16 protein-coding genes, 1 pseudogene and 3 other annotated features are annotated in these 18,509 nt (G+C 34.9%); of the genes and pseudogenes, 13 read left to right on the top strand and 4 right to left on the bottom strand.

The features are described from left to right. The first annotated feature begins 54 nt into the window (after window positions 1-54). Both DN393_RS27275 and DN393_RS27270 read left to right on the top strand, forming a co-directional pair. Window positions 55-567 (top strand): annotated as a pseudogene (locus DN393_RS27275) (GNAT family N-acetyltransferase). A gap of 99 nt (window positions 568-666) precedes the next feature. Continuing rightward, window positions 667-1,491: a DUF4037 domain-containing protein gene (locus DN393_RS27270; protein ID WP_064476446.1), complete on the top strand. Its 825-nt coding sequence runs from the start codon at window positions 667-669 to the stop codon at window positions 1,489-1,491. 38 nt (window positions 1,492-1,529) lie between these two features. Here DN393_RS27270 and DN393_RS27265 read toward each other — a convergent pair whose 3' ends face one another. Continuing rightward, window positions 1,530-3,164, bottom strand: a complete 1,635-nt coding sequence (locus tag DN393_RS27265; RefSeq protein WP_064476445.1) for a putative polysaccharide biosynthesis protein — start codon at window positions 3,162-3,164, stop codon at window positions 1,530-1,532. A 221-nt stretch (window positions 3,165-3,385) separates the two neighbouring features. Next, window positions 3,386-3,608, top strand: a binding site (T-box leader). Window positions 3,609-3,910: 302 nt separating this feature from the next. Between DN393_RS27265 and DN393_RS27260 the strand changes: the two genes are divergently transcribed. Next, on the top strand, window positions 3,911-5,248 hold the full coding sequence (locus tag DN393_RS27260) for a sodium-dependent transporter (protein ID WP_064476444.1): 1,338 nt from the start codon (window positions 3,911-3,913) through the stop codon (window positions 5,246-5,248). A gap of 150 nt (window positions 5,249-5,398) precedes the next feature. Here the strand turns inward: DN393_RS27260 and DN393_RS27255 are convergent, their stop codons facing one another. After that, window positions 5,399-6,103 (bottom strand): polysaccharide deacetylase family protein, encoded by a 705-nt coding sequence (locus tag DN393_RS27255; RefSeq protein ID WP_064476443.1) that lies wholly within the window; start codon window positions 6,101-6,103, stop codon window positions 5,399-5,401. 328 nt (window positions 6,104-6,431) lie between these two features. On the opposite strand from DN393_RS27255, the gene DN393_RS27250 reads away from it, so the two are divergent. The 5 genes from DN393_RS27250 (at window position 6,432) to DN393_RS27230 (ending at window position 9,759) form a co-directional block, all read left to right on the top strand. Beyond that, window positions 6,432-6,695 (top strand): CD3324 family protein, encoded by a 264-nt coding sequence (locus DN393_RS27250; RefSeq protein WP_064476442.1) that lies wholly within the window; start codon window positions 6,432-6,434, stop codon window positions 6,693-6,695. 179 nt (window positions 6,696-6,874) lie between these two features. Continuing rightward, entirely contained in the window at window positions 6,875-7,561 is a 687-nt protein-coding gene (locus DN393_RS27245) for a DUF421 domain-containing protein (protein WP_064476441.1), read from the top strand. A gap of 110 nt (window positions 7,562-7,671) precedes the next feature. Continuing rightward, window positions 7,672-8,313, top strand: coding sequence for a FusB/FusC family EF-G-binding protein (locus DN393_RS27240; RefSeq protein ID WP_000387068.1), 642 nt, complete (start codon window positions 7,672-7,674; stop codon window positions 8,311-8,313). A 164-nt stretch (window positions 8,314-8,477) separates the two neighbouring features. After that, window positions 8,478-9,362, top strand: a complete 885-nt coding sequence (locus tag DN393_RS27235; protein WP_064476440.1) for an RCC1 domain-containing protein — start codon at window positions 8,478-8,480, stop codon at window positions 9,360-9,362. A 196-nt stretch (window positions 9,363-9,558) separates the two neighbouring features. Further along, window positions 9,559-9,759 (top strand): hypothetical protein, encoded by a 201-nt coding sequence (locus DN393_RS27230; protein WP_000913390.1) that lies wholly within the window; start codon window positions 9,559-9,561, stop codon window positions 9,757-9,759. Between the two features lie 163 nt (window positions 9,760-9,922). Here DN393_RS27230 and msrA read toward each other — a convergent pair whose 3' ends face one another. Beyond that, window positions 9,923-10,459, bottom strand: a complete 537-nt coding sequence (gene msrA / locus DN393_RS27225; RefSeq protein WP_064476439.1) for a peptide-methionine (S)-S-oxide reductase MsrA — start codon at window positions 10,457-10,459, stop codon at window positions 9,923-9,925. A 247-nt stretch (window positions 10,460-10,706) separates the two neighbouring features. On the opposite strand from msrA, the gene DN393_RS27220 reads away from it, so the two are divergent. From DN393_RS27220 to DN393_RS27205, 4 genes are read left to right on the top strand one after another with little or no spacing between them, the layout of a single operon-like run. Further along, the gene (locus DN393_RS27220) at window positions 10,707-12,335 is read left to right on the top strand and encodes a multicopper oxidase family protein (protein WP_088048509.1); all 1,629 of its coding nucleotides are present in this window, start codon (window positions 10,707-10,709) and stop codon (window positions 12,333-12,335) included. A 16-nt stretch (window positions 12,336-12,351) separates the two neighbouring features. Continuing rightward, entirely contained in the window at window positions 12,352-13,596 is a 1,245-nt protein-coding gene (locus DN393_RS27215) for a copper resistance CopC/CopD family protein (protein WP_088048510.1), read from the top strand. Between the two features lie 27 nt (window positions 13,597-13,623). After that, a complete protein-coding gene (locus tag DN393_RS27210) occupies window positions 13,624-15,114 on the top strand; it encodes a sensor histidine kinase (protein ID WP_064476436.1) in 1,491 nt (496 codons plus the stop codon). A gap of 15 nt (window positions 15,115-15,129) precedes the next feature. Beyond that, on the top strand, window positions 15,130-15,819 hold the full coding sequence (locus DN393_RS27205; RefSeq protein WP_064476435.1) for a response regulator transcription factor: 690 nt from the start codon (window positions 15,130-15,132) through the stop codon (window positions 15,817-15,819). Between the two features lie 50 nt (window positions 15,820-15,869). On the opposite strand, the gene DN393_RS27200 is transcribed toward DN393_RS27205, so the two are convergent. Then, window positions 15,870-16,628, bottom strand: coding sequence for an SDR family oxidoreductase (locus DN393_RS27200; RefSeq protein WP_064476434.1), 759 nt, complete (start codon window positions 16,626-16,628; stop codon window positions 15,870-15,872). A 260-nt stretch (window positions 16,629-16,888) separates the two neighbouring features. Further along, window positions 16,889-17,134, top strand: a binding site (T-box leader). 67 nt (window positions 17,135-17,201) lie between these two features. After that, window positions 17,202-17,440: a binding site (T-box leader), on the top strand. A 152-nt stretch (window positions 17,441-17,592) separates the two neighbouring features. On the opposite strand from DN393_RS27200, the gene ilvE reads away from it, so the two are divergent. Then, complete coding sequence (gene ilvE, locus DN393_RS27195) at window positions 17,593-18,492, top strand: branched-chain-amino-acid transaminase (protein WP_088048511.1); 900 nt, start codon at window positions 17,593-17,595, stop codon at window positions 18,490-18,492. Window positions 18,493-18,509 lie beyond the last annotated feature (17 nt).

Here is an 18,509-nt window from a genome sequence, read left to right as displayed (position 1 = left end):
TGAAATAGCGCTATTAAGGGGTTTGTTGTAGGTAGTTAAGAGAGGGGAAGTACAATAAAACTATTAAAACCAACAAATGAACATAGTGAACAAATTATGGAGTATCGGGAAGCGTTTTTATATGCTGACGAACAACCACACGGCAGTAGTTCTTTACATAATTTTGATTCTCTCCATGAATAGTTTGAAAAAGTGAGTAAACAGGAACTGGGAGAAAACTTACTAGGTAATCGAGTACCATCTAGTCAATTTTTAAGTGTTGAAAAAGGGGAACTTATAGGTTTTGTGAATATTAGACAACGATTAAACGAAGAATTATTGCGGGAAAGTGGTCATATTGGATATAGTGTTCATCCGAATAAACGTCGCCAAGGTTACGCGACAAAACAATTGAAACTCGCATTATATGAAGCACGAAAGTTAGGGTTGCAGAAAGTGTTAATAACTTGCGATAAAACTAATATTGCTTCGGCTAAAACGATTCAAAAGGTTGGCGGTGTGTTAGAAAATGAAGTAGTTTCTTCTCATAGTGGGGAAATTGTTCAGCGTTATTGGATAGAAATATGATTTAGTGGAACAGTGAAAAGGAAATATAATGCGTCATATCGAAGTAGATAAATGAAAAAGTAAGAGTAAGAGTGTACTGCAATTTTAGGGGGAAATGAAGTGGTATTAAAAGAGAAAGCAATAGAAATGTCGGAGATTTATAGGAGAAATCCGAAGATTGAAGCTGTTATTTTAGCGGGTTCAGTAGCTAGAAAGTTAGAAGATGAACATTCAGATATAGAATTACATATTTTATGGTCAGCACCACCAGAGGACGAGGATCGTAAAGGGCCTATTAATCATATTGGTGGAACAATATTGTCATATCATCCTTACGAGGAAGAAGAATGGTCGGAAACATATTTGACAAAAGAGGGAATTAAATTAGAGATTAGTAACTTTTTAACTGAAACAGTAGAGAAAGTGATTTTAGGTGTGGTGGATCAATATGATATAAGTTATGAAAAACAATGTATTGTCTCATCCGTTCATGATGGTGTTAGTTTGTATGGAGAAGAGAAAGTACAGGAATTAAAAGATAAAGTGGTATCATATCCAGAAGACCTAGCGAAACGGATGATTTCAGAAAATCTTTGGTTAAGCAATCGCTGGCATAATCGCGAGGCTCTTTTAAAACGAAAAGATTGGCTTATGCTTTATGATGTTATTTGTGAAGTGCAAAGAAATATATTTGGGGTCTTATTTGGTCTAAACCGAATGTATGTGCATCATCCTGCATTTAAATGGATGCCGAATAATGTGGAACGAATGAGTATTAAGCCTGAAAATTTATATGAGCGTATGGAGAATACGTTAATAGGGAAACCGGAGTATAGTGTACAGGAGTTAGAGGTGTTAATCGAAGAGCTATTACATTTAGTAGAACAACATGCTCCAGAATTACATATTGTTGAACAACAAAAACATATTCAATATGCGAAGTAGAAAAGAAGGGATGTAACAATGCGTTACATCCCTTCTTTTTATTTGATTAATTTACCTAGTACGGGTAATCGCTGAATCCTATCACCGAGAATATGTGAAGCAAGTCCGCTTGTTAATACGAATAAAAGGTAAACAAGTCCTCCTGCGACGCCACAAATACATACAATAAGCAGTGATTCGATATAAGATTGTCCAGGAATTAACCATTTTAAAATTGCTTTTAATGCGATTACAACAGCAGACATTGCTGCGGAATAAATCGTAATAAGAAATACTGTTTTTGCTGTTTCGCCAATTTTAAATTTCGCAAACTTAACGATGCAGTACAACATAATAACATTGGAAACGAGGTATCCAAGAATTGTTCCCATTACAGCACCGTGTCCGCCAAATAAATGTAAGAGCGGTGTATTTACTAAAACTTTAACGAGAATACCGGCTGAGAATGCAATCATTGTTTTTCTTTGATAATCGATTCCTTGTAAAATAGCTGCTGAAACTGTGAAAATCGCACTTAATATAGCAGAAGGTGCAAATGAAATTAAATATTGTGATCCACCAAGTGCAATTTCAGGATTTACATAAACCATACGGAATGCATCGTGAGCGATGCTAGCAAGACCGAATGCAGCTGGGATAGTGAAGAATAACAAGACTTGAAATATCTTTGAAATTTGTTCTTGTAATTCTTCTAGTTTCCCGCTTGTATAAGATTTCGTTATAGCTGGAATAATCGTTAACGAGAATCCAGTTGCAAGTGAAGCTGGAATCATAATTAACTTTTGGGCATAGTTCGTTATATAAGCGAACACTGCATTCGCTGTTTCTAAAGGCTCGCCCATCGCTCTAAGGACATCAGCTACAGTATATTGATCTACTAACGTATAGAGCGGGATTGCAATACCGACAAATACAATTGGGATTGCATATCGAAGTAATTCCATATAAATATTTTTTAATGGAATATTTGATGCCCTTGACTTTAATTCTCCTTCGGGAGGCTTTAATCTATTATATTTTTTCCAGTACAACGTTAAAATTGAAACGCTGGCAATCGCTCCGATAACAGCGCCAAACGTAGCAACTGCAACAGAAGAAGCTACGGAACCCCCTAATAGTTTTGAGACGATAAAACTACCAACTAAAATGAAAACAACGCGTGCAATTTGTTCTACGACTTGAGAAACGGCACTTGGTTTCATATGTTGAAAACCTTGGAAATAGCCACGTGTAACACTCATAGCTGGTACGATAATAAGTGCGAAACTTAATGCTCGCATCGTAAGTGTTACATCGGCGATAAATTGTGGATCTGGCGTTTTCGAGCGAATAATAAATTGTGATATGTATGGTGCCCCAATAAATAAAATTAAAAATCCTAAAAAGCCCATAAACAGCATTAATTTTACACTAGAGTTGTATAATTTTTTGCTTGTACTATAATCACCGAGCGCATTATGCTTTGCAACAAATTTGGAAACGGCAATAGGAATACCAGCTGTTGAGAAGCTTAATAAAATACCGTACCAAGAGTATGCATATCCATATAAAGCGACCCCTTGTGTTCCGACTAATAGTTGAAAAGGGAAGAAGTATATAAAACCTAATATACGTGAAATCATTGTTGCACCACTTAATAAAGCAGTACCTTTTAAAACTTTTGAAGTAGACAAAATTCTTTCCTCCTACTCGTGCTGTCTTGCATTTATCGTATACTACTATAAACCTGTTAGAGAAGTTAATATAGTATGGAACATAAATATTCTAATATTATTCATTTAAAAGTCATATTTTACATTTTTTAAATAGAATGTAATACATAAAAATTCAAAATATAAGTTGACACTATTTTTAATGTGTGATAAAAATGATAGTAATCAATTCGGAAAATAATATTTGGGCAATGAAAGGGTATAGTAGTGAATATCTCCCTATTTCAGAGAGCTGATGGTTGGTGTGAATCAGTATATAGATTATTCATGAAGTTCGTCCTGGAGCATCTTTCATAAATCTCATATTTTGAGGAAATGAAAGACGGTAGTTTATACCGTTATCAAATAAAGTGGTGAAGATTGTTTCACAACTAGGGTGGTACCGCGATATTTATCGTCCCTACGTATTTACGTAGGGACGTTTTTTATTTAGGTCCTAACTTTGTTGTGGCTTCATAACTAGGGTGGTACCGCGATAATTTATCGTCCCTACGTATTTGCGTAGGGGCGTTTTTTATTTAGGTCCTAACTTTGTTGTATCTTCATAACTAGGGTGGTACCGCGATATTTTTGTCGTCCCTACGTATTTACGTAGGGGCGTTTTTTTATGATTAGGGAGGAAGTGAACGTATTAGAAAAGAGTATTGATAGAACAATATAAATACTGAACTGAAACAAAGAAAAAGAGACAGAGAGGAGATTAACAAATGAATTCACAGCAATGGACATCAAAATTAGGTTTCGTATTAGCTGCAGCAGGTTCAGCAATTGGTCTAGGGGCGATTTGGAAATTCCCATATATGGCCGGCATCGGAGGAGGCGGGGCGTTCTTCCTTATTTTCATCGGTTTCACATTATTAATTGGTTTACCGCTATTATTAGCTGAATTCGTTATCGGAAGAAGTACACAAAAAGAGGCTGTTGATGCGTATAGAGAAATTGCACCAAAAACACGATGGCCGTGGTTAGGGAAATTAGGGATTGTAACTTGTTTCATATTACTTTCTTTCTACAGTGTTGTAGGAGGCTGGATTTTATTATACTTATGGAATGCAATTACAGGTAGACTATGGGAAGGGAATGGGGCATACGAAGCTACGTTTGGTGAAATCATTTCCAATCCGTATTTAGCAGTTGGATCACAGCTATTATTCATCCTTATTACTATTTTCATCGTAAGTAAAGGTGTACAAAATGGTGTTGAAAAAGTAAATAAATATTTCATGCCAGCATTATTCGTTTTATTCTTTGTATTAATCGTTCGTGCCCTTACATTAGACGGCGCAGGAGAAGGCGTTCGTTTCTTCTTACAACCTGATTTCTCACATGTAACATCAGAAGTTATTTTATATGCGATGGGTCAATCATTCTTCTCATTATCGGTCGGTGTAGCAGTAATGGTAACATATAGTTCATACTTACCGAAGGAAGAAAGTTTACCGCGTTCAGCATTTTCTATCGTAGCTTTAACATTAGTAATTACATTACTTGCAGGACTTGCAATTTTCCCAGTAGTGTTCGCATTTGGTATGGAACCATCTCAAGGACCGGGGCTATTATTTATCGTATTACCAGCTATTTTCAGTAAAATGGCATTCGGAAAATTATTCTTCATCGTTTTCTTATTACTATTCTTCTTTGCTACTATTACATCAGCAATTTCAATGTTAGAAATTAGCGTTGCATCTTTAACTGCAAAAGGTAAAGGGAAACGTGAAAAAATGGCTTTAATTGTAGGATTATTAATCTTCATTGTTGGAGTACCATCAGCATTATCATTTGGTATATTAAGTGATCTGAAGATTTTCGGAAAGACAATCTTTGATTTAGCGGACTATGCAGTGAGTAACGTACTAATGCCACTTGGTGTTTTATTAGTTTCCATCTTTGTTCCTTTAAAAATGAAGAAAGATGTATTAATGAAAGAGCTTGGTGTAAGTAAAAATAAAGGCTATAAACTGTTCGTATTATGGTTATTCTTACTTCGCTTTATCGCACCAATTGCGATTATTATCGTATTCTTAAATGTACTTGGCATTATTTAAAAAGAAAGGTAGCGTATCGCTCTATGATACGCTACCTTTTTATCCCGTATTAACGGGAAGTAAGACCCCCGCCTCAAAACTCAGCGAAAGTGAAGAATTTAGGTGGAGGATCAACTGCCCGTAAAAGCCCCCACTGATTAAAGTTTTACTTTATTTTGCTCTTTTTTGCAGTTCGTTTACTGTTACGAACTGATAGCCCTTCTTAGATAAAGAGTCTAAAATACCTTCAATGGTCTGTAAATTTTCATTAGCCCCATCATACATAGAGTGTAATAAAATGATAGAACCTGGTTTTACATTTTTATTAACATATTCAATTTTATCGGACGCAGATTTATAAAAAGTATCAGGTTCAAGGTCCCATATGATTGTTTCGATATTATTTTTATTTAAATAATAGGGCAGACCAATTAGCTTTTTACCGTTAGGTGGTCTAAAATCAATTTCGCCTGTATATCCTGTTTGGCGGATTAATGCATTCGTTTTTTCTATTTCTTCTTTAATAAAAGAAGGTGTTTTAAAAACCATTCTGTTATGAGAGTATGTATGGTTTCCAATTTGGTGTCCAGATTGTACGATATTTTCTCCTAACGATAAGTTTTTCTCTAGTTCATTTCCGATTAAAAAGAAAGTAGCTTTTGCATTGTATGTATCTAGTAGCGGTAATATTTGTTTTACATTGTTCGTAGGGCCATCATCAAAAGTTAAAGCAATCACTTTTTCATTTGTTTCTACTCGGTTTGTTAAATCTCCAAACAATTGAAAACTTCTTGCGTTCATCAATTTGTATGTTCCGAACAATGCTACAGTAATAATGAATAATGTAACGATTGTAATGATTATTTTCTTTTTCATAAAGTAACCTCACTATATTTTTGGATTGGACTAAAAAGTATTATATCAAACTAAGTAATTTCATGCTTTAAAAAGGATGTGGATGCAAGGGGAAGGGATTTATCATATAATAAAATGCAAAAGGTATATTAGGAGGTGTTTATATGGCGATTACAATTCAATTGCCGGACACTGCAGCGTCTCATGCAAAGCCAAGTATGGAAATGGCGATACTTTGCGTGAGGTAGAAAAGTAATATACAATCGCCTAAAATGAGCTTGTATCATTTTTTTATATTTGGCTTTGCACCTTATTGAAATGAACCATAAAAAATAAGGGGCGAGCAGAAATGAAATACGTTAAAGCTGCGACGGTTTTACCAGAAAGTTTAATTACTGAAATTCAAAAGTATATACAAGGTGAAACAATTTACATTCCAAAACAAGAAACGAAACATTATAAATGGGGTACACGATCTGGAGGAAGAAAACAATTAGATGAAAGAAATAAAACAATTAAAGAAGCGTTTAAAAGTGGAGTTTCCATTCATCAACTTGCAGAGGAGCATTTTCTTTCCGGAGAAACGATTAAAAAGATTGTGTATTCTAAATGAAAATAAAAGAGTCTAGTTCAATTATAAAATTGAACTAGACTCTTTTTTTCTTTGTATATATTGGATATATTGGTTTTAAATAGGAATGATAATAGTAAAAGTGAATCGTGATTGTACGGCATAGAAATGTGAATAGGAATAAAAATGTTATATTTCATATGACAGAAAGGTGACTACATATGAATCATTTAGGACAAATAACGATAGAACTGTTTGTTGGTTTTTTTGTTCTATTGGTTGCGACTAAAATATTAGGGAAAACACAAATATCTCAGTTAACGCCATTTGATTTTATTTCTGCCATTGTTCTTGGGGAATTAGTCGGAAATACGATATATGACCCTGAAGTGAGAGTATGGTCTATTTTATATGCGGTACTTGTATGGACAGTGTTAATTTACGCAATAGAAGTGATAACACAAAAATTTAGGGGGACAAGAAGGTTTTTTGAAGGATACCCTTCTATTATCATTCGAAATGGACGTATTGACAGAGAGCAATTAAAATCGAATCATTTGGATATTAACCAATTACAACAAATGCTAAGACAACAAAAAGATATATTTTCAATCCGAGAAGTTGAGTATATGATTTTGGAACCAAATGGAAACATAAGTGTATTGAAAAAAAGTAAATATGAATCTCCCACTATAAATGATTTAAGTTTAAAACATAAGCCTGTTTACTTACCTATTTCATTAATTAGTGATGGGAAAGTAGTGAAAGATAATTTGAGGGAAGCAGGTTTTGATGAAGGATGGCTTTATAAACAAATAAAGCAAAAAGGGATTACTAAATTTGAAGATGTATTATATGCAGAATGGAAAACAGATGATGGCTTCTTTTGTCAAGAAATGAAGCAGTAGAACATAATTGATGTATGTAATATTCGTTTCTAAGTTATCTTTTACATATCAAAAAGCTGAATCTATGTATACAATAACACTAGATCAACAATTTGTATGGAGTGATAAAGATGGAAGCTTTTATTAGAAGTGATCAATACAATTTTATAAAGTCACAAGCTTATATTTTAGCAAACGGGCATGCAACGGCAAATGATAGAGGTGTAATTCAAGCGTTAAAATCACTAGCGATTGAAAAGATAATACATGTATTTGAGAATTTAACGGATGAACAAAAAGAGTTAATTGATACGGTATTAACAGTTCAAAATAGAGAAGATGCAGAATCGTTTTTAATGAAAATAAATCCGTATGTAATTCCATTTCAGGAAGTTACAGCGCAAACATTAAAAAAATTATTTCCTAAAGCGAAAAAATTAAAACTTCCTGATATGGAAGAACTGGACATGAAAGAATTATCTTATTTAAGCTGGATTGATAAAGGGTCAAGCAGGAAATTTATTATAGCGAAAAATGATAAAAATAAGTTTGTTGGTCTGCAAGGAACGTTCCAAAGTTTAAATAAAAAGAGTATTTGTTCATTATGTCATGGACATGAAGAAGTAGGGATGTTTTTAGTTGAAATTAAAGGTGATGTACAAGGAACTTTCGTTAAAAAGGGAAACTATATTTGTAAAGATGGTGTAGCTTGTAATCAGAATATGAAATCTCTTGATAAATTGAACGATTTTATCGAACGATTGAAGAAATAAAGAAAAAACCTCTAGTATTTAAACTGGAGGTTTTTATTTTTTGAAGAAGTAGTAATAGGCTTCTTTTATAGCTGTAAATTTATAAAAAAAGTCGGGTCATTTATAATGAAATTAGATAAAAATATCTATTTGGATACAGTTGCTTATATGCAAGGAGGTAAAACATGAATTACGAAGAGATATTAAAAGTGAAACGGTGGCCTAAAGGTACGATAGCGGCAGGTCGTGGTCATACAGTTGCTCTTAAATCGGATGGCACAGTTGTGGCAGTGGGGCGAAATAAAGAAGGAGAATGCAATGTAAGCCGTTGGTGTGATATTGAAGCAGTCGCAGCGGGCAATGTTCATATGGCGACGAACACGGGTAATGCTCATACAATCGCTCTGAAAAGTGATAATACTGTGGAAGCGGTGGGGTGGAATAAGCATGATCAATGTGATGTAAACGAATGGCATAATATTGTATCGGTTGCGGCGGGATGGCGTCGTACCATTGGACTTAAACCGGATGGCACGGTAATAGCGGTGGGGCGAAATAAAGAAGGAGAATGTAATATAAGTAGCTGGAGAAATATTGTGGCGGTCACGGCGGGTGATTGGCATACAGTCGGTCTTAAATTGGACGGCGCAGTGACGGCAGTGGGGAATAATCGATATGGCCAATGCAATGTAAGTGAATGGCGTGGAATGGTGGAGTTGGCCGCAGGTTACCTTCATACTGTTGGTTTGAAAACGGATGGAAAAGTGATGGCGGTGGGTAATAATAAACTTGGTCAATGCGATGTAGGCAGCTGGAGAGATATTATGGTAATAGCAGCTGGTACGAATCATACAATCGGACTTAAATCAGACGGTACCGTGGTGGCAGTAGGCTGGAATGAGTATGGTCAATGTAATGTAAGTGATTGGCGCGATATTGTAGCGGTAGCAGCTGGTTGTGCGCATACGGTCGGTCTTAAATTAGATGGCACGGTGGTAGCAGTAGGTGATAATACATACGGTCAATGCGATGTAGGTAGTTGGCGCAACATTCGATTGCCTGGCAAATAGTTAATGTACAACAAATCATTAGTAATATTATTCTATTTTAGGAGTAATTATGGAATAGAACATGTACATAAGAGTCCCTTTTCAAAAGGGGGTCTTATTCTTTTCCGTAAAATGAAGGTCTAAATGGAGTTTTTAAACAAATCTTATTTCAAAGCTACAGTAGAAGAGATAAATAAGACATAGGAGAGCTGAAGAAATGCTTAAAAAGTTTTTGCTTTCTTTACCGGATGTTTTACTTGTATGCGTTGTTCTCTACATAACATACACAACTACTTTTAGTTTTGGACAGACATTAGTAATTTCAATTGCAATCGGAATCATTGGTGGTCTTGTTATAAGAATTTGTACGGATGTATTCACGTATATAAGATGGACAATTAAACAGAGGAAATCTTGAATATGTTGTATTGCTATTAGGAGGGAATGAAATGACTAAGAAGAAGAGTAGAGTGAAAAATGAAATCGCACTTTGGACATTGACAGCGGTTGTTCTCATCATTGCATGGTACTTTTTTCAAAGATAAAAATGCATCGTACTTAAAAGGTACGATGCATTTTTATTATTTTTTTTGCCAATTTTCTTTTATAAAGTCTTCACGGCCAGATTCTTTTTGCTCAGTAGCATATTTTTCTGGGTTCTTTTTATAGAAATGTTGATGGTATTCTTCAGCCTCATAAAAAGGTGCAGCCGGGCGAATTTCAGTTATGATTGGCTCTTTAAACATACCGCTTTCTGCAAGAGCTTGTTTTGATTTTTCAGCAAGCTCTTTTTGCGTTTCATTATGATAAAAAATAGCAGTGCGATAAGAGGGACCACGGTCAAAGAATTGTCCGCCATCATCAGTTGGATCGATTTGTGGCCAATATAAATCTAGTAATTTTTCATATGGAAAAATAGAAGGATCGAATGTAATTTGTACAACTTCTAAATGACCAGATGTACCAGCTTTTACTTGTTCATATGTTGGGTTTTCTACATGACCACCTGCATAGCCAGAAAGTACTTTATGAATACCAGGAAGTTCATCAAATGGCTTTACCATGCACCAAAAGCAACCGCCTGCGAAGGTTGCGAGTTCGTATGTTTTTTCGGACATTGTTGTAATCCTCCTAAATATATATGTTTTATATAGTATTATACAATCTTTTTTATTACGCAATAAAAAAGATTTAGAAGTAAAGAAAAATTGAAATATATTTCTTTATAAAGTCTTTAAAATTCCTTCAAAGTTTCTTTTTTTCTGAGTGTTATGATGTAAATCGAAGTGAATATGTGAGGTGATAGGCAATGAATCCACGTATGAAAATTAATAGTTTACAACAAAAAATGAAAGAGAGACTAATATGAAAAAGGAATTTATACAAAGCGATTTAAGAAATATATTGATTGCGGCATGCTTACTATTAGGGTTAGTTATTTTTGGATATTTTTTAATAAATAATTACCCAGGTACAAATGAAAAAAAGAAGTTAACAGATGCAACATCTACTTCAGAATCAATTACATCTATTGCTAATTCAGATGCCAAAAAAAGGGTTACAAAAACTTTTAATATTACGGCGAAAGTAGCAAGTTTAGATTTGGGAGATGGGAAAAAGGTAGATGCATGGACCTTTGATGGAACATCACCGGGTACTCAAATTCGAGTTAAACAAGGTGAACGTATTGTTGTAAATTTGAAAAATGAATTGCCAGAACCGGTTACAATCCATTGGCATGGATTAGATGTTCCTGCGGCGGTAGACGGTGTTCCAGGTGTTACGCAAAATGCTATAAAACCAGGTGAAACATATACATACGCATTTAATGCTAATCAGGTAGGGACATATTGGTATCATTCACATCAAAAAAGTGCAATACAAACGGAACGGGGACTATTTGGAACCATTGTTATTGAACCGAATAAACCAGCTGTAAAATATGAAAAGGATTATACAGTGGCGATCCATGAATGGAAAACAGGAGCCATAAAAACCGGTAAGCATAATGGCGAACAAGATAAAGATTGGGATAGCTATCCTAGCAATCATATTCGAAATGAAAAGGCGCAAACTTTAGAAGGACCGTTAATGATGCCAAGTAATGATCAACTCAAAGATTTATCTGATGGAGATGATTACGATGTATTTACATTAAATGATACAAGTGAGGGACTACGATTGGATGCAAAACCAGGTGAAACAGTACGCCTTCGCTTAATTAATGCTGGGAATAATACGCATTTAATGACATTAGTTGGGGCGCCATTTCAAATTATCGCATTAGATGGTCGTGATATAAAAGGTGGGGACGAGCTAGATAAAGCAATTCTTCCGTTGGGAGCTGCACAACGTTATGACCTTGTTTTTAAAATGCCGGAAACAACGAGTGTAAAACTTATTAATGTGGATCCATCTAAGAAAATGAATCGAATGTTAACGGCGACTATTGGGAACGGTTCTTTGCCGAAAAAACCTATTGATATAAAGAGTTATCCATGGTTTGACTTTACGAAATATGGAGAAAAAGAAGTTGGCAAGTTTACGATAGATTCAAAGTTTACAAAGGTCTATGATATGGATTTGGCAGAAGGTGTGAAAGATGTAAATGGACAAGAAAAATGGGTGTATACGATTAATGGAAAGACATCACCTGATATTCCACCCATTAAAGTAGAGAAAGGAGATAAAGTTAAGATTCGCTTTAAAAATAAGGGAGAAGAAATTCATCCAATGCATTTGCATGGACATACATTCCAGGTTATTTCTAAAAATGGTAAACCAATGGAGGGAAGTCCGATTTACTTAGATACAGTTAATGTTTTTCCGGGAGAAGAATATGAAATTGCTTTAGAGGCAAATAATAGTGGACTATGGATGGTTCATTGTCATCATCTCGTTCATGCGGAAAAAGGAATGCATACGATGATGAATTATGAGGGGGTAACTACTCCATTTTCTACCGGAGATCACTCAGGTAATCATCCAGAATAATAATACGGAGGTTTTCATGCTTTATAGAATGATAGTATTTATTTTAACAAGTGTAAGTATATTTTTATTTTCTCATAGTAGTGTATTTGCTCATACAAGTGTTGTAGGAGCCACCCCTAAAGAGGGGGAGGTTCTTACAGTACAACCGGAACAGATTATTCTTGAATTTAGTGAACCAGTTACAGGAAATGTAGTCAATATTGAACTGCTAGATCCAAGTGCAAAGAGAGTGCAAGTATCAAAGGTTGAAATATTAGATAACCCCAAAAAAATAAAAGTGAAATTACCAAGCTTAAATAATGGTACTTACACAGTAAGGTGGTCTATGATTTCTGCAGACGGACATCCGAGTGAGGGAGGCTATCCCTTTTCAATTGGAGAAGAATTACAAACTAATGTAGTGGTAGAGGGAAATGCGAGTGGGAGTGGCTCAGTATTTTCAGATGTTATGATAGTAACACTACGCTATATTGTAGAGGGAATGATTTTAATTGGAGCAGGAGTAAAGTGGATCGATATGTTTGTAAAACGTTATAGATTACCTTCCATATTGCAAAGAATGAAGAATATGAAAAAGATTTTCTTCTCTATACTTGTAGTAGGATTAATAGCCGAATTAATAGTATATAAGTCAGTTATTCCGAAGGGAAGTTTACTTATTCATTCGCCATTTTCAGTTATTATTATGATTCAACTGCTATTATTAGTTCTTATGTCTTTACAGCATATGGGGAACGAATGGTATGCGCTAGTTTGGGGATTTCTTGTTGCGAGTTTTTCTTTCACAGGTCATGTATGGATTACGAATCCAAATTGGGCAGCAGTTATAATTAGAATGGTCCACGTTATGAGTATTGCAGTGTGGCTAGGAGCACTTATTTATTTAGCTCTTGTTATAGCGTGGACAACATTATACAAAATTACATTTGATCAAAAGCGTTTCCGTAAACATTTTAGTATTATTGCTGGTATTTCATTTATTCTAGCATTTCTTTCTGGGGAATTAATTGTGTTTTTACAGACGAGGAATTGGGTACTTTTTAATTTTAATTCAATATGGACGAACCTTTTAAATATAAAGATTCTTACTGTATGTATAATTACAATTGTAGCATGGAGACAAACGAAAACATGGGGTAACGATATTGGAACAGTTAATCGCCGTTTATTGCTCTTAGAAATTGTTCTAGCTATACTCGTATTATTAGCTGGTATTTGGATGAGTCAAGTTTCGTTTCCGGTGAATTCTGTAACAAGCTAAAATTATAATGTTCATAGGAGTTCTGTAATGTCAATCCGTATTAGATTGCTGTTGTCGTATGTTGCGATGGTAATTATTCCAATCGTTTTTTGCGGTATAGCAGTTATTTTAATTAGTGTTACTTTATTTGGTGATATTCGTATTGCAAAAGCAATCATTGGTCTTAATCAAAATAGTCATTCTCTCATTGATAAAGAGCAGGAGGGAGCTATTCGTACAAAAGAAGATGAAGATGATATTTTTAGTAGGTTGAAAATTCTTTCATCGTATGCTCCAGATAAATTGGAGGATATAAATTTTTTAAAGGAAACTGATAAAGAATTAAACGATAATCAAGCAGGATTACTAATTCGAAAAAATGATGAGCTTACATATTCATCCCCATATTTTAAAATCTCTTCGTTTGATAAATACCTACCCGCATTTGAAACGGAAGGACAAAGAAAGGGAATGGATGTGAAAATAGAGGGTAATTCTTTTTACTATAAGCAATTTGATTACTACGATGAAGAGAAGGATAAGGTTAGTATTTTTGTATTTGAGTATGTAAATCCTTTAGAAGAAATGATTAGAGAATTTTTCCCGTATTTCGTATTCTCTTTAATACTTGGGTTAATTATTACGAATGGAATATTAACATATTTTATATCACGGAGTATTATTAAACCATTGCATTCATTAAAGCAGGCAACGGAAAGAATTCAAAAGGGTGATTTAGATTTTCAAGTAAAGCCACTTGCGAAAGATGAAATAGGTGAATTAAGTTTATCGTTTGAAGAGATGCGTGGCAGGTTGAAGGAATCGGTCGAGTTGCAAATGCAATATGAAAAAAATCGTAAAGAGTTGCTTTCAAATATTTCTCATGATTTACGGACGCCAATTACGGCTATTAAAGGTTATGTACAAGGAATTAAAGAGGGTATCGCTCGAACTCCAGAACAATTAGATAAATATTTAACGATTATTTATCATAAAGTGTTTGATATGGATCAATTAATTGACGAGCTTTTTCTCTTTTCAAAACTTGATTTAAAAGAGGAACCGTTTCAATTTGAAGAGGTTGAAATTAATCAATACTTATCTGATTGTATAGAAGAACTACAGCTTGAATTACAAGATAAGGGAATTGCAGTGAGATGGGATGCTCAAAAGGATACTTCTATTTTGGTAAAAGGTGATCGTGAAAAATTACGACGCGTTATTACAAATATCATTTGGAATAGTGTGAAGTATATGGATAAAGAAGAGGGCTATATAGGAATTCGCATGACTGAATCTATTGATTATGTAACGATTTACATAAAAGATAATGGGGTAGGAATAGAAGAGAAGGCGTTGCCTCATATATTTGAAAGGTTTTATCGTGCAGATTATTCTAGAAATTCTAAAACAGGTGGAAGCGGACTTGGTTTGTCAATTGCACATCAGATTATCACACAACATGGTGGTGATATTTGGGTAGAAAGCAAAAAAGGTAAAGGAACGACGCTGGCATTTACATTACAAAAAATCAATTAGAAAAAGGAGAGCATCTTGAAAAGAATTTTAATTATTGAAGATGAAGCAATTATAGCAGAGTTAGAAAAGGATTATTTAGAGGTTGCTGGGTATACAGTAGATATTGATTACTCTGGCGAAAAAGGTTTACAAAGAGTTCTTCTGGAGGATTATGACTTGTTAATTTTAGACATAATGTTACCGGGAATAGATGGATATGAAATTTGTAAACAAGTTCGATTGAAAAAGGACATCCCAATACTTATGGTATCCGCAAAACAAGAGGAAATCGATAAAATTAAAGGGTTAGGTTTTGGAGCAGATGATTATATTATAAAACCGTTTAGCCCGAGTGAAATGGTGGCACGTGTAAATGCTCATCTAGCTCGTTATGATCGTTTAACAGGAAAACGAGAACAAATAAAAGATGAAATTCGTATTCGAGGATTGCTTATTGATAAATCGGCCCGACGTGTATTTGTAAATGGAACTGAGGTCATGCTAACAGGAAAAGAATTTGATTTATTAACTTGTATGGCAGAACATCCAAATCAAGTATTTAGTAAAGATCGTCTCTTTGAAACTGTATGGGGGATGGATGTAATTGGTGATGCAGCAACGGTTGCTGTACATGTGAAAAATATTCGTCACAAAATTGAACTCGATCCATTCGATAAATCATATATCGAGACAATTTGGGGAGTAGGGTATCGTTTTACACAATGAAAAAGGCCAGCAAAAGTGCTGGCCTTTTTTTGCGTAAGTAGATTAAGAAATTACAAACAAGATCCTCCGCTCACATCAATTAATTGTCCAGTAACCCAGCGGCTGTCTGGAGAAGCGAGAAATGCCGCGGTATCGGCAATATCTTCTACTTCACCTAAGCGATTAAAAGCGGAAATGGTAGTAGCGTACTGTTTCATCATTGGGTCGCTCAAGAGTTCCGCATTCATATCTGTTTTAATAAATCCAGGAAGTATTGCATTCACTGTTATTCCTCGTGCTCCGAGCTGTTTTGCTAGTGTGAAAGTCATCGTATTAATAGCGCCTTTCGTCATACTATATGCAACGAAATCAGGTAAAGAAATACGAGTGGCAGCGGATGAAATATTAATAATTCGGCTATTGTCACGTAAACGAGATAGAGCTTGTTGGATGATAAAGAATGGTGCTTTTGCATTTACTGAAACCATTCTATCAAAAAATTGTTCAGTCGTTTCTTCAATAAAAGCACCAGGACCAATTCCAGCGTTGTTTATTAAAATATCGAATTTAGTACTACCAGTTCTTTTTTGTAATTCGTTATCTAAAGAACTATAAAGGGTTTCTACACCATGTAAAGATTCAAGGTTTGCACCGATAGAAAAAGCAGATCCGCCATTTGATTGAATTTCATAAACAGTTTCTTCAGCATCTTCTTTTCGATTTCCGTAATGAATAGCAACTAATGCACCGTCGTTTGCTAAACGTTTTGCAATAGCACGTCCAATTCCTCGGCTTGCTCCTGTAACTAATGCCACTTTTCCTTTTAACATAGTTTTCTCATCTCCTCAAAAAATTTTATATGTTATTAAGTTGTTTTTCTTTATGTAGTAATGCGAACATACTTAAGTAATATATGAGTATGTGTAAGAAGTTCATTCCGATTTTGTTTTGAGAAAAAATAAATAAACTTCTCTTGAATTGATTGAATTTTATTTTTTTTCGGAAAAACATGTTGACAATGAAAAGAACAACGTCCTATAATACGTTTAACAAATAAAAGTTAATTAAGAATTTTCCAACTTCATATGTTACATATGCAAAGAAGAGGAAAGTAGATGGTTATGATCGTTTCAGAGAGCTGCTCCTAGGCTGTGAGAGTAGTAACAATCGAATCATTGAAGATCACCTCGGAGCATCGCTTGCGAAAGGGAAACTGAGTAGAGGGCGACGGCATCGTCTCCGATAAAAGGACGGGGGTCTAATTGGACCTACAAAGCTTATATTTCGCGAGAAGTATAAGGAAGCTGAGTGGTACCGCGAAACTCTCGCCTCAGCAATCAAAGCTACTAAATTGTAGTAGTTGATTGCTGAGGCGAGAGTTTTTATTTTAAAAAATCGAATAAGAGAATGCGTAGAAGAGGAGAGTAAATGATAAAAATTGTTTCAGAGAGCCGCCTAGAAGCTGTGAGGGCGGTAACAATTTCATCATTGAAGATCACCTCGGAGCACTACTTTTGAAACTAGTAAAAAGTAGCGGAGTTGTTTCCGATAGAAAAACAAAAGTCTAATTGGACTTGCAGAGCTTATATTTCGTGAGAAGTGTAAGGAAGCTGAGTGGTACCACGATTCCCTCGTCTCAGCAATGGATTGCTACAAGTATGTATGTAATCGATTGTTGAGACGAGTATATTTTTAAGGTTTATATACTGAATATTCTGTTAAAAATACTCATCTCAGCAATCGATATAGAAATAGATTGCAAAAATAGAGAGAAAAAAAGAGGAGCGATGTGAGATGGGAAACCAGTACATTTATATGAATGGGGAATTTGTAGAAAAGGAAAAGGCAGTTGTTTCAGTATATGATCACGGTTTTTTATACGGAGACGGTGTATTTGAAGGAATTCGTAGTTACGGTGGAAATGTATTTTGTTTAAAAGAACATGTAAAACGATTATATGAATCGGCAAAATCTATTTTACTTACAATCCCATTGACGGTTGAAGAAATGGAAGAAGCGGTTTTACAAACGTTGCAAAAAAATGAGTATGCGGATGCTTACATTCGTTTAATTGTTTCACGAGGAAAAGGTGACTTAGGGCTCGACCCTAGAAGTTGTGTGAAACCGAGCGTTATTATCATTGCAGAACAATTAAAGTTATTCCCTCAGGAATTTTACGATAATGGATTAAGCGTTGTATCTGTTGCATCAAGACGTAATACGCCAGATGCACTAGATCCACGCATTAAGTCAATGAACTACTTAAATAACGTACTTGTAAAAATTGAAGCGGCGCAAGCAGGAGTGCTAGAGGCACTTATGTTAAATCAACAAGGATATGTTTGTGAAGGATCTGGAGATAATGTTTTCGTTGTGAAAGATGGAAAAGTGTTAACACCTCCTTCTTATTTAGGAGCGCTAGAAGGTATTACGAGAAATAGTGTTATCGAGCTATGTGAGCGACTTAATATTCGGTGTGAGGAAAGACCGTTTACTCGTCATGACGTATATGTAGCTGATGAAGTGTTTTTAACAGGAACGGCAGCAGAATTAATTCCGGTTGTAAAAGTTGATTCAAGAGAAATAGGAGATGGGAGACCGGGAAGTGTAACGAAACAATTGACAGAGGAATTTAAAAAGTTAACGAGAGAAAGAGGGGTACGTGTTCCAGGACTGGCGGAGAGCTTACTGTAGATAGGGAGAGGAGTTAA

The organism is Bacillus sp. BPN334 (genome assembly GCF_008368885.1).
Classification (GTDB): Bacteria; Bacillota; Bacilli; order Bacillales; family Bacillaceae_G; genus Bacillus_A; species Bacillus_A wiedmannii.
The sequence above is the reverse complement of the archived record's forward strand: the minus strand, read 5'-3'. Positions and strand labels throughout refer to the sequence as shown.

What these genes read in the sequence shown, in the direction of transcription:
- DN393_RS27245 (WP_064476441.1), top strand. Translation starts at nt 6,875, where the DNA reads ATGAATCATTTAGGACAAATAACGATAGAACTGTTTGTTGGTTTTTTT.
- DN393_RS27200 (WP_064476434.1), bottom strand. Translation starts at nt 16,628, where the DNA reads ATGTTAAAAGGAAAAGTGGCATTAGTTACAGGAGCAAGCCGAGGAATT.
- DN393_RS27240 (WP_000387068.1), top strand. Translation starts at nt 7,672, where the DNA reads ATGGAAGCTTTTATTAGAAGTGATCAATACAATTTTATAAAGTCACAA.
- DN393_RS27210 (WP_064476436.1), top strand. Translation starts at nt 13,624, where the DNA reads ATGTCAATCCGTATTAGATTGCTGTTGTCGTATGTTGCGATGGTAATT.
- DN393_RS27250 (WP_064476442.1), top strand. Translation starts at nt 6,432, where the DNA reads ATGAAATACGTTAAAGCTGCGACGGTTTTACCAGAAAGTTTAATTACT.
- DN393_RS27215 (WP_088048510.1), top strand. Translation starts at nt 12,352, where the DNA reads ATGCTTTATAGAATGATAGTATTTATTTTAACAAGTGTAAGTATATTT.
- msrA (WP_064476439.1), bottom strand. Translation starts at nt 10,459, where the DNA reads ATGTCCGAAAAAACATACGAACTCGCAACCTTCGCAGGCGGTTGCTTT.
- DN393_RS27220 (WP_088048509.1), top strand. Translation starts at nt 10,707, where the DNA reads ATGAAAAAGGAATTTATACAAAGCGATTTAAGAAATATATTGATTGCG.
- DN393_RS27235 (WP_064476440.1), top strand. Translation starts at nt 8,478, where the DNA reads ATGAATTACGAAGAGATATTAAAAGTGAAACGGTGGCCTAAAGGTACG.
- DN393_RS27260 (WP_064476444.1), top strand. Translation starts at nt 3,911, where the DNA reads ATGAATTCACAGCAATGGACATCAAAATTAGGTTTCGTATTAGCTGCA.
- DN393_RS27255 (WP_064476443.1), bottom strand. Translation starts at nt 6,103, where the DNA reads ATGAAAAAGAAAATAATCATTACAATCGTTACATTATTCATTATTACT.
- ilvE (WP_088048511.1), top strand. Translation starts at nt 17,593, where the DNA reads ATGGGAAACCAGTACATTTATATGAATGGGGAATTTGTAGAAAAGGAA.
- DN393_RS27230 (WP_000913390.1), top strand. Translation starts at nt 9,559, where the DNA reads ATGCTTAAAAAGTTTTTGCTTTCTTTACCGGATGTTTTACTTGTATGC.